At 70.8% G+C, this 10,093-nt stretch carries 10 protein-coding genes; 5 read left to right on the top strand and 5 right to left on the bottom strand.

Annotated elements, in window-relative coordinates; translation table 11 throughout:
• Positions 1-55 precede the first annotated feature (55 nt).
• A complete protein-coding gene (locus tag ACFWJ4_RS06870) occupies positions 56-274 on the bottom strand; it encodes a DUF397 domain-containing protein (protein WP_380354906.1) in 219 nt (72 codons plus the stop codon).
• 3 nt (positions 275-277) lie between these two features.
• Positions 278-1,132: a helix-turn-helix domain-containing protein gene (locus tag ACFWJ4_RS06865; protein ID WP_380540050.1), complete on the bottom strand. Its 855-nt coding sequence runs from the start codon at positions 1,130-1,132 to the stop codon at positions 278-280.
• Between the two features lie 233 nt (positions 1,133-1,365).
• Between ACFWJ4_RS06865 and ACFWJ4_RS06860 the strand changes: the two genes are divergently transcribed.
• The 5 genes from ACFWJ4_RS06860 to ACFWJ4_RS06840 all read left to right on the top strand — a co-directional run bounded on the left by ACFWJ4_RS06860 (position 1,366) and on the right by ACFWJ4_RS06840 (position 5,931).
• Positions 1,366-2,076, top strand: a complete 711-nt coding sequence (locus ACFWJ4_RS06860) for an ATP-binding protein (protein WP_380540047.1) — start codon at positions 1,366-1,368, stop codon at positions 2,074-2,076.
• Between the two features lie 123 nt (positions 2,077-2,199).
• On the top strand, positions 2,200-2,691 hold the full coding sequence (locus ACFWJ4_RS06855; protein ID WP_380540044.1) for a hypothetical protein: 492 nt from the start codon (positions 2,200-2,202) through the stop codon (positions 2,689-2,691).
• 167 nt (positions 2,692-2,858) lie between these two features.
• Positions 2,859-3,914 (top strand): ferritin-like protein, encoded by a 1,056-nt coding sequence (locus ACFWJ4_RS06850; protein ID WP_380540041.1) that lies wholly within the window; start codon positions 2,859-2,861, stop codon positions 3,912-3,914.
• An 87-nt stretch (positions 3,915-4,001) separates the two neighbouring features.
• A complete protein-coding gene (locus tag ACFWJ4_RS06845) occupies positions 4,002-4,844 on the top strand; it encodes a transcriptional regulator (RefSeq protein WP_380540038.1) in 843 nt (280 codons plus the stop codon).
• A gap of 103 nt (positions 4,845-4,947) precedes the next feature.
• Entirely contained in the window at positions 4,948-5,931 is a 984-nt protein-coding gene (locus ACFWJ4_RS06840) for an NAD-dependent epimerase/dehydratase family protein (RefSeq protein ID WP_380354921.1), read from the top strand.
• Positions 5,932-6,021: 90 nt separating this feature from the next.
• On the opposite strand, the gene ACFWJ4_RS06835 is transcribed toward ACFWJ4_RS06840, so the two are convergent.
• The 3 genes from ACFWJ4_RS06835 to ACFWJ4_RS06825 all read right to left on the bottom strand — a co-directional run bounded on the left by ACFWJ4_RS06835 (position 6,022) and on the right by ACFWJ4_RS06825 (position 10,000).
• Positions 6,022-6,915 (bottom strand): sugar ABC transporter permease, encoded by an 894-nt coding sequence (locus ACFWJ4_RS06835; protein WP_380540035.1) that lies wholly within the window; start codon positions 6,913-6,915, stop codon positions 6,022-6,024.
• On the bottom strand, positions 6,912-8,528 hold the full coding sequence (locus tag ACFWJ4_RS06830) for an ABC transporter permease subunit (RefSeq protein WP_380540032.1): 1,617 nt from the start codon (positions 8,526-8,528) through the stop codon (positions 6,912-6,914). The genes ACFWJ4_RS06835 and ACFWJ4_RS06830 overlap by 4 nt, the downstream gene beginning before the upstream one ends.
• 161 nt (positions 8,529-8,689) lie before the next feature.
• Positions 8,690-10,000: an extracellular solute-binding protein gene (locus ACFWJ4_RS06825; RefSeq protein ID WP_380540029.1), complete on the bottom strand. Its 1,311-nt coding sequence runs from the start codon at positions 9,998-10,000 to the stop codon at positions 8,690-8,692.
• Between the last annotated feature and the right edge of the window lie 93 nt (positions 10,001-10,093).

Genomic DNA, 10,093 nt, shown 5'->3' with positions numbered 1-10,093 from the left:
ACCCAACCACTGCGGGGCCCCGCACGGCTGTGGCCGTGCGGGGCACCTCTGTCGTTCAGAGGGACGGAAACTCCCCGCCCTTGATCCCGGCGAGGAAGGACGACCAAGCCTCAGCCGCGAACAACAGAGCTGGCCCGTCCGGTTCCTTCGAGTCCCGGACAGGAACGGCACCAGGCAGGCCAACAGCCACCTCAACGCACTCGCTCTGCGCACCCGAGAACGAAGACTTGTGCCACTCAAGTCCTGCGACACCTTCTGGCGAGAACTCGCTCACGATCTAGACCTTCTCACTCGCGATGCGCTCGATGAGCGCGATCGATTCATTGCGGGGCAGGGACTCCGCCAGGGCGCGGCGGAACAGGTTCGCGTACTTGAAAACTTCGTCCGGCTCCTCGATGTACAGAGTGCTGAGGAGGCTGTCGACGTACACCACGTCGGTCTCGGCCACCTCCGGAAAGCTGAGGATGGTGACCGGCCCGAAGAGCGCGGCGTGGATCTCCGATGCCTCCGGCAGGATCTGAACGTTGATGTTCGGACTTTCGGAGGAAGCCGCGAGGGATCGAAGCTGCTCGCGCATCACCGACGGCCCACCGACCTGATGCCTGAGCGCTGACTCCGAGAGCACGGCCCATACCCTCATCGGCGTATCCCTCGCCAGAACCGAGCGACGCTCTTGGCGAACCTTCGTCAGAGTCTCGATCTGCTCAGACGTCGCATCCTCTATCTGCGCTCTCACAACAGCCCTGGTGTAGTCCTCGGTCTGCAGGATCCCCGGCACCAGAAGAGTCTGGATGCTGTACATGTCCGACGCATCGGACTCCAAGGCAATGTAGTCGGCATACAGCGGCGACAACGCCTCCGAGTAGCGATCCCACCAGCCACGCAGGCGGCCTTCACGCGACAGAATCTCCAGCCGGCCTCTGGTCTCCGGGTCCTTCACCCCGTACAGGTCGAGCAGCAGCCGGAGATCCACCAATCGAATCCCGGACTGCGCAGCCTCGATGCGGCTGATCTTGCTCTCGGCGCACGCAAGATGCCGAGCCGACTGAGCAATCGTCAGATCGGCATCTCCCCGCAATTCCTTGAGCGTTCGAGCCAGCCGACGCTGCCGAACAGTCGGGTTCTTGTTCACGGGCACCGTCGCGACCTCCCCACTTCTGTGAGCTGTCAGTCTGCCTCCCCTCGGCATCGGCAACAATCTTTGATCACTTCCAAAGTGGGGACTTGCACTTTAGAAGCCCCCAGGAGCATGCCACTCAACGTATCTCGCTAGTCGACACATCGTGATCACAGCGGGCTGCTCACCGGGCATCCCCATGCCCTCTTCAGCCACTCTCACCTGCACACTCCATAGGTGGCCCCGCCATGCCTGAAGACCTCTCCCCCTCCCCCTCCCCCATCCCCGCCGAGCGGACCTGCTGGCTGCCCCGGCACCGCAAGGCCCCCCGCGCCGCCCGCTGGGAGCTCCACGACTTCCTCCTCCCCCACCCCTCCGGCGAACTCCTCGTCTTCACCGGTGAATTGCTGGTCAGCGAGCTGGTCACCAACGCCGTCCGGCACGCCCGCGCCCCGCGCGACCGGCTGATCTTCATCCGCTTCCAGCTCTCCCCGGACGACACCCTCCGCATCGAGGTGCACGACGCCGACAGCGAGAAGCCCTCCCTCCGGCCCGCCTCCACCTCCGCCGAGACCGGCCGGGGCCTGCGACTCGTCCAGCAGTTGGCCACCCAGTGGGGCTGCTGCCCGCGCGAGGGCGGCATCGGGAAGTTCGTCTGGTGCCACATCTCCCCCGAGGCGGAACGCCGCGTGAGCGCCGTCCCGGCCGGGATCGCCGGCATCATGCTCCCCGCCGACTTCCCCAGCCTCGACCACGCCCTCCCCGTCCTCTGGGAGCGCGTCCGCGAGCTCCCCATCCGCGAGGCCCACCGCGACTTCATCCGGATCTGCATCGGGCCGGGCGGCGGCCAGGGCATCGCCAACTGCCTCTCCCGCAACGACACCTGGAGCGTCACCCTCTACGTCGGCGAGATGACCGACTGGACCTCCCACCTGATCACCGTCACCACCACCCCGTAGCCCTGAACTCCCCCGCCACTGCCCGGCGTTCACGCCGGGCGGTGGCGATTGCCCGGGTGCGTGCCGTCACGCCCGCCACCCTTCGCCCGGCCATGAACTATCGAATCTGCTACGGTCGTACGCATGACGAAAGAACTCGGCGCCCAGTCCGCCGCGACCGAGCTCCGGATGCCCCTCGACACCAAGGTGGTCATCTGGGTCTTCTGCGGCGCGGTCGGCGCCGGCCTCGGCTTCGCCGTCCCGTGGCTGCTCCAGTTCGCCGCCCGGCACCCGATCCCCTACGCGGACACCGTGCGGTTCCTGGGCTCGTTCTCCTCCCCCGCCATGGTGATCGGCCGGCCGGTGGCGCTCGCCGCCCTCGGCCTCGTGATCGGGCTCTTCGTCACCTACCACGCCGCCGTGCTGCGGATCTCGGACGAGAGCATCACCATCGTCGAGGGCGACGACAGCCGGGTGATCACCCGCGACCAGGTCGGCGGCGTCTTCCGCCACGGCGGCAAGGTGCGGATCGAGTCACCGGTCGGGCGCGTCCTCTTCGACGACGACGTCGAGGGCGGGAAGGCGGCCATCGCCTCGGCCTTCCGCCGCCACGGCTATCCCTGGGAAGGCGCGTGATCGAGCACCGAGGCGCCCCTGCCGGGCAGGGCGGCGCCGGGCAGGGACGGCGCCCGCGACACGCGCCACCGTCCGGATGAACTCCTCGGCCGCACCGACGGCATGCGTCCGCACACGATCCGCCTCCGGCTACGGTCCGGCGCACAGCCGAACGAAAGGTGACCAGCGTGACGACCGGAATCCTGGACTACGAGAGCGACGCGATCGTCCAGCTCATGAACATCGCCGAGGAGGACTGGACCGAACAGGAGCTCAAGGACGCGCTCCAGCGGGCGATCATGCTGGAGCTCTCCACCATCCCGCCCTACGCCACCGCGCTCTGGTCGATCACGAGCCAGGACAACACCCAGCCCGTCCGCCACACGATCCGGGAGATCGTCTTCGACGAGATGTCGCACTTCGGCCTGGTCTGCAACATGCTCACCAGCATCGGCGGCACCGTCGTCCTGACCGACCCCGCCACCGTCCCGAAGTACCCGGGCGAGCTGCCCGGCGGGGTCAACCCGGGGCTGATCGTCTCCCTCGGCGGGCTGACCAGGGAGTCGGCGGGTCTCTTCGCCGACATCGAGAAGCCCGAGAACCCGCTCGCGTTCGCCGCCGACGGCAACACGATCGGCGCCTTCTACCAGCGCATCGCCGACGTCTTCCCGAGGTTCGCGCACCTGCTCACCGGCCGGAACCAGGTGACGTTCCCGCTGGGGTCGCAGCACGGCGCCGGCAACAACATCGTCGCGATGAACACCATTGACGACGTGCTGAAGGCGATCGACGTCATCCGGACCCAGGGCGAGGGCACCGATGTCTCGCCCGACAACCCCTTCCCCGGCCCCCCTGGCGAACTCGCCCACTACTACGCGTTCAAGGAGATCGCCGTCGGCAAGAAGCTGGTCGAGAACCCCGCGACGGGGAGGTTCGAGTTCACCGGCCCCGACGTACCGCTCCCGGACACCTCGCCGGTCGCCCGTGTTCCCGCCGGCGGCTGGGCCAACGACCCCGCCAACGCGCCCGACCAGCCCACCGCCTCCGCACTGCACGACTTCAACACGTCCTACAGCGCCATGCTGACATCCCTCGAACACGCCTGGGGCGGCAACGGGAACGAGCTCTTCGACGCGATCGGGCACATGAGCGATCTGGGCGACGCCGCACGGGTGATCAACGCCATCAAGCTCCCCGCCGATCCCCACCTCACCTACGGCCCGGAGTGGCTCTTCGTCCAGTAGGGGTCCTGAACCGACGCCGGCGGCCGGTGTGGCAGATTGACCGGACGGCCCCGCCCCGGGGCGCGTGATCGAGAACCGAGGTCTTCCGTGTCCGCAGACAAAGCCGCGCCGCGAACGGTCGTCGAGGCCTGCTTCGATCCGCAGGGCACGGCCTCGCTCGACTACGTCTACGACGTCGCCGCGGCGGTCGGCCTGTCGGACCAGCCGGTGCGGCTGGCCGTCCGCCGGCTGGAGGCGGCTGGCGTCCTGCGGCAGGAGGGGCGGGGCCGCAAGGGCCGGCTCGTCCTGACCGACGCGGGCAGGCTCCGCTCGGACATGGACGTCCGGTTCGTCGCGCTCGCCTACGCGCAGGACGCCGGCCTCGCCCCCTGGGACGGGCTCTGGCGCCTCTACACCTTCTCCGTCCCCGAGCGGCACCGGTCGGAGCGCGACGCCCTGCGTGCCGCGCTGACCCGGCTCGGTGCCGTGCCGCTCGCGCCCGGCGCCTATGCGAGCCCGCACGACCTCCTCGACGAACTCACCGCCGAGGCCTCGGCGGCGACAATCGGCGCCTACCTGATCACGGCGGAGGCCACCCGCCTGACCGGCCCGGGCTTCACCGATCCCGCCTCCACCGCGGAGCACCTGTGGCCCTCGGCCGAGACGGTCGAGGCCTACCGGCCCCTCGCCGACGCGCTCGCCGCGGAACCCCTCGGCCCCGACCTCGGCTCCGTCGAGCTCGTCGCCGTCGCGCTGCGGCTGGCCGAGGCCTTCACCCACGCCCTGGAGCGCGACCCGCTCCTCCCTCCGGAGCTGAGGCCCGCCCCCTGGCCCCCGTCCCGGATCCGGCGCGACTTCCACGAGGCCTGGACCACGATCCGCGGCCGTACCCCCGACCTCTCGCTCTTCCGCGCCTTCGACACCGGGCCGACGGCCGCCCACCGGGCCTGAACTCCACCCCGGGACAAACCCCGCTCGCCCGATATTCACCCGGACGGACGCGAATTCGAATTCCCGGATCGCCCATATGTTCTAGGCCTGATATATCGATTATATGCTCGAAGAATACGACAAGGTATTGGTGTCGGGCGGATTGGGTTTCGTCGGAAGGCACCTGACCAGCGCTCTTCTCTTCCTGGGGAAAGAGGTGTCGATCATCGACAACGCCCGGACGGCCACGAGCATCTCGGCGCCGTCCGGGACCACCCTGCACCTGCTGGACATCCGCGAGGTCGACGCCGTCGCCGCGGCCGTGGACGACGCGGACCTGGTCTTCCACGTCGCCGCGAACGCGAACGGCACGTTGTCGGTGACGCAGCCGCGCCTCGACTTCGAGATCAACGCACTCGGCACGCTGATCTTCGCCGAGGCCCTCCTCAAGGCGCCCGTCCGTCGGGTCGTCTACGTCTCGTCCGCGTCCGTCTACGGAACGCCCCGGAAATTCCCCATGGACGAGGACCACCCGACCCGCCCCTTCGTGCCGTACGGCGCGTCCAAACTCAGCGGCGAGATCACCTGCCTGGCACTCCACCGCGCCTGCGGCCTCCCGGTGGTGGTCGGCCGCCCCTTCTGCGTCTACGGACCGGGGGAGAACCCGCACGAGGCGATGGTCGAGGTCGGCCGCTTCCTGCGCTGGCACCTCAACCACCGACCCATCCAGATCGTGGGCGACATCGACCGGAAGACCCGCGACTTCGTCCATGTCACCGACCTGGTCCAGGGGTTGCTGACGATCGCCGACCGGGCCGACCTGGGCGAGGTGTTCAACATCGGCTCCGGCACGGAGGTGTCGATGCGCGAGCTCGTCGACACGATCGGGGAGGCCACCGGCAAGACGCCCGAGGTCAGCGTGATCCCTGAGATCGAGGACGACACCTACCGGCTGGTCGGTGACATCTCCAAGCTCCAGGGCCTGGGATACCGGCCGTCGGTCTCGCTGGTCGAGGGGGTGCGCGACCTGGCCGACCACCTCGGCGCGAATCCGGAACTCCCCGGCAGCCCGACCATCTTCTCCCGCGGCCAGCACGGCGAATCCTGATCCGCCGCCCGCACGGGACCCCCTGTGCGGGACCCACCACCCCGCCCCGGACGTCGTCGGCGTCCGGGGCGGCGGGCCCGCCACCCGTGCTCAGCCCTTGACCGATCCCGCGGTCAGCCCCTGGGCCAGGTAGCGCTGGAGGAACTGGTAGACCACGATCACCGGCAGCGAGGTCACCAGCGCCCCGGCGGCGAACAGGCCGTAGTTCTGGTCCTGTTGGCCGGAGATGATCCCGTAGAGGCCGACCGCGACCGTCTTGGAGTCGTTCGAGGTCAGGAAGATGTTCGCGAGGATCACGTCGTTGAGCGCGGCGGTCAGCGACAGGATGGAGATCACCACCAGCATCGGCGCGGCGAGCGGCAGGATCAGCCGGAAGAAGATCTGGGCGTGCCCGGCGCCGTCCACCTTGGCGGCCTCGTCGATCTCGCGCGGGATGGTGTCCAGGTAGCCCTTCATCAGCCAGGTGTTCACCCCCATCGCGCCGCCGAGGTAGACCAGCACCAGGCCCCACGGGGTGTCCAGGCCGATCGCCGGCAGCACGTCGCCGATCTTCGCGAACATCAGGTAGAGCGAGATCACCGCGAGGAACTGCGGGAACATCTGCACCAGGAAGACCGCCATCAGCCCGAACCGCCGACCCCGGAAGCGGAACCGCGAGAAGGCGTACGCGGCCAGCACCCCGAGCAGCACGTTGAGCACCGCGAAGGTGCCGCAGACCAGCGCGGTGTTCCCCAGCCACCGGGCGAACGGGTACTGCCCGTCGGTGAAGAGCGCGGTGAAGTTGGCGAGCGAGGCGTGCCGGGGCAGCAGGGTGGACGACTGGAGCGTGCCGAGCGGGTTGAGCGCGGCGGAGAACACGAACAGCAGCGGGAACAGCGCGAAGCAGACGGCGAGCACGGCGATCAGGTGCCGCCAGCCGAAGCGGCGCAGCCAGCGCGCGGCAGCGGTGCCGGTGGTACCGGTGGTACCGGACGTGGTGGTCATGCGTTCAGCTCCTCAAGGGCGCGGGTGCGGCGGAAGCCCACCAGCGTGATCAGCCCGACCAGAAGGAAGATGACGATGGACAGCGCGGCGGCGAAGCCGTACTGGGCGCCCTGCCCACCGAAGGCCAGCCGGTAGGTGTAGCTGATCAGGATGTCGGTGGAGCCGGCCGTGCCGCCCGCGCCGTCGAACGGCCCGCCGCCGGTGAGCAGTTGGATGGCGTTGAAGTTGTTGAAGTTGAAGGCGAAGGACGAGATCAGCACCGGCGCGGCGGCGACCAGCAGCAGCGGGAAGGTGACCGCCCGGAACGCCCGCCACGGCCCGGCGCCGTCGATCCGGGCGGCCTCGTTGAGCTCGGCGGGCATCGCCTGCAGCACGCCGGTGCAGATCAGCAGCATGTTGGGGAAGCCGAGCCAGAGGCTGGTGAGCACCACCGCGAACCGGGCGCTCCAGGCCTCGCCCAGCCAGTCGATCCGGGTGTGCAGCAGCTGGTTGAGCAGCCCGAAGTCCCGGTTGTACATGCTCTGCCAGATCAGGATGCCGATGAACGCGGGCATCGCGTACGGCAGCAGCATCAGCGAGCGGTAGACCCGCTGCCCGCGCAGCCGCGGGTGGTGCAGGGTGAGCGCGAGGCCGAGGCCGAGGGCGAAGGACGCGCCGGTGGAGAGCAGGGCGAAGCCGAAGGTCCAGGCGAGGACGCCGAGGAAGGGGCCGCGGATGGCGGGGCTGGTGAGCACGGCAGTGAAGTTGGCGAAGCCGACGGTGCGGTGCCAGCCGGTGGGCAGGGTCCGCCCGGAGCCGTCGGCGGCGGTGTACCGGCCGTCCTCCGGGTGGTACACGGTGCCGTCGCGGGTGTCGGTGAGGGTGTCGGCCGCCCGGTCGTGGACGAGGGTGGGCCGGGCGGTGGTGGCCATCGAGAGCCCCTGGCTCACCAGGAAGGCGCCGTCCACCGGCACCCGCAGGCCGGTCAGCTCGGCGGAGCGGGCGTTGATCTGGCCGAAGGTGAGCAGCTTCAGTCCGGGGGCGGAGGTGACCCGGCCGTCCGGTCCGGCGACCGTCCCGGCGGGGGCGGGGGCGAGGCCGCTCGCGGTGCCGGCCGACACCTGCCCGGTGTCGGGGTCGGTGAGCAGCAGCACCAGCGGGCCGCCGTCCGGTCCGGTGGCGACGGTGAGCGCGTACGAGGGGCTGCCGGGAACGGGCTCGACGGAGTGCTCGACGAGGCTGCGGACCGCCTGGTCCTTGGTGAGGAGGTGGCCGTCGCCGTAGTCGGTGAAGGAGATGGCGACGATGTACAGCACGGGGTAGGCCACGAACGCGAGGAAGAGCCCGGTGGCGGGCAGCAGGTACTTGGCGGGCAGCCGGCGCGGCGAGAGGTAGGTCCAGAACGTCGCGCCGACGGCCGCGGCCAGCACGCCGAGCGCGGCCCAGTGCCCGCCGTCGTACAGCCGGGGCGCCGCGTAGAGGGCGAGGGCGGCGACGGCGGCCAGCAGGGAGGTCCTCGCCACGAGCGCGGTGACGGCGCCCGAGCGGCGGGGGGCCCGGCGGGGCGGGCGGTCCGGGGCGGCGGCGGAGTCGTCGTCCGGGCGCCTGCTGTCCTGAAGGGTGGGGGAGGTCATGGGTGGGTCCCTGGTCCGGAGGGCGCCCGGAGGTGGTGGCCGTCCGGGTGGCGGCACGCGTGCGGAGGGCTCGGCACACGGGGGCTGGGTGCACGGAGGCCCGGCACACGGGGGCTCGGTGTACGGGAGTTCGGTGTACGGGGGTTCGGAAGGGCAGGGCCTCAGCGGGCGGAGCCCAGGGCGGCCCGGATGGCCTCGCCGGCCTGCTTCATGGTCGTGGCCGGGTCGGCACCGGCCACGATGTTCGCCTCGGCCTGGCCGAGCGGCCCCCAGATCGCGTTCATCGCGGGGATCGTCGGCAGCGGCTGCCCGCCCGCCCCGGCGGCGGCGAGGGCGCCGATGTCGGGGTCGGTCGCGGACGCCCGGGCGAGCGCGGAGGTGAGCGCCGGCGGCTCCGGCGAGGCCTGGTAGAGGGCCAGCTGGCCCGACTCGGAGCCGATCTCGCGCAGCAGGAACTCCTGGGCCAGCGGCACGTTCCTGGCCTTGGCGGACAGGTAGAAGCTCTGCACCCCGATGAACGGCCGGGCCTGGCCCTTGCCCGCCCAGCCGGGCACCGGCGAGATCGCGTAGGGCAGCCCGGACTGCTTGAGCTGGCCCAGCGCCCAGGGGCCGGCCACCAGGAACGGCGTCTTGCGCTCGGTGAACAGCGCGATGGCGTTGGTGTCCACCGAGCGGTTGAACAGCGCGCTGCCCTTCTCCCCGTACTGCTTGAACAGCTCGCCGGCCGCGATCGAGCCCGGCCCGCCGACCCCGAGGTCGGCGGTGTCGTAGCCGCCGTCCGCCTTGGTGCCGAACAGGTAGCCGCCGGCCGAGGTGAACAGCGGCTGCAGCGCGTACGCGTTGCCCTGCTGGCCGATCGGCAGGGCGAGCGGGACGTCGCTGCGGCCGGCCTTGACGGCGCCCTGCCCGGCGGCGGCGAGGTCCTCGAAGGTGGCGGGGGCGTCCGGGGCGAGTTCGGTGTTGCGGAACAGCACCAGGCTCTCGGTCGCGTAGGGCAGCCCGTACGGCCGGCCGTCGTGCTGCACGGCCTCCAGCGCGGCGGGCTCGAACGACGCCTTCTGCGCCCCGGTGAGCGGAACGGGCGCGACGACGCCGTTCTGCACCAGGTTGCCCAGCCAGTCGGAGGCGCCCACCACCAGGTCGGGGCCCTTGCCCGCGTTGGTGGCCGAGACGTAGGCCTGCTGGGTGTTGACGGACTGCGGGACGACGGTGACCTTGACCCCGTGCTCCTTGCCGAACCGGTCGGCGACCGGCTGGAGGGCGGCGGCCTGCTGGGTCTGCGCCCAGATCACCAGATCGCCCTCCGCGGCCGGGATCGGCGGGTCGGTCATCGCTCCCCCCGGGGCGGCGCCCGCGGCGGATGAGCCGGCGGCCGGGGTGCCGGTGGACGGCGTGCCGGCGGGCGAGGTGCCGCCGCAGGCCGTGACCAGCAGGGCGAGGACGCCGAGAGCGGCGTGTCTGCGGTAGCGCATCGTCCGAGACTCCTTCGTCTGGGAGGGGGTGGGGCCGGGCCCCGGGGCGGGTGGGGCCCGGACCCCGGGGTGGGGCCGGGCCCGGGGAGGGCG

Origin of the sequence: Kitasatospora sp. NPDC127067 (genome assembly GCF_042724755.1) — a bacterium.
GTDB classification, from domain to species: Bacteria; Actinomycetota; Actinomycetes; order Streptomycetales; family Streptomycetaceae; genus Kitasatospora; species Kitasatospora lactacystinica.
Note: the sequence above shows the minus strand (reverse complement) of the source record. Positions and strands in the feature narration are given on the sequence as shown.

Bases quoted from the DNA above. Each gene is read 5' to 3' on its own strand.
- ACFWJ4_RS06840 (WP_380354921.1), top strand. From the start codon at position 4,948: ATGCTCGAAGAATACGACAAGGTATTGGTGTCGGGCGGATTGGGTTTC.
- ACFWJ4_RS06855 (WP_380540044.1), top strand. From the start codon at position 2,200: ATGACGAAAGAACTCGGCGCCCAGTCCGCCGCGACCGAGCTCCGGATG.
- ACFWJ4_RS06825 (WP_380540029.1), bottom strand. From the start codon at position 10,000: ATGCGCTACCGCAGACACGCCGCTCTCGGCGTCCTCGCCCTGCTGGTC.
- ACFWJ4_RS06835 (WP_380540035.1), bottom strand. From the start codon at position 6,915: ATGACCACCACGTCCGGTACCACCGGTACCACCGGCACCGCTGCCGCG.
- ACFWJ4_RS06860 (WP_380540047.1), top strand. From the start codon at position 1,366: ATGCCTGAAGACCTCTCCCCCTCCCCCTCCCCCATCCCCGCCGAGCGG.
- ACFWJ4_RS06830 (WP_380540032.1), bottom strand. From the start codon at position 8,528: ATGACCTCCCCCACCCTTCAGGACAGCAGGCGCCCGGACGACGACTCC.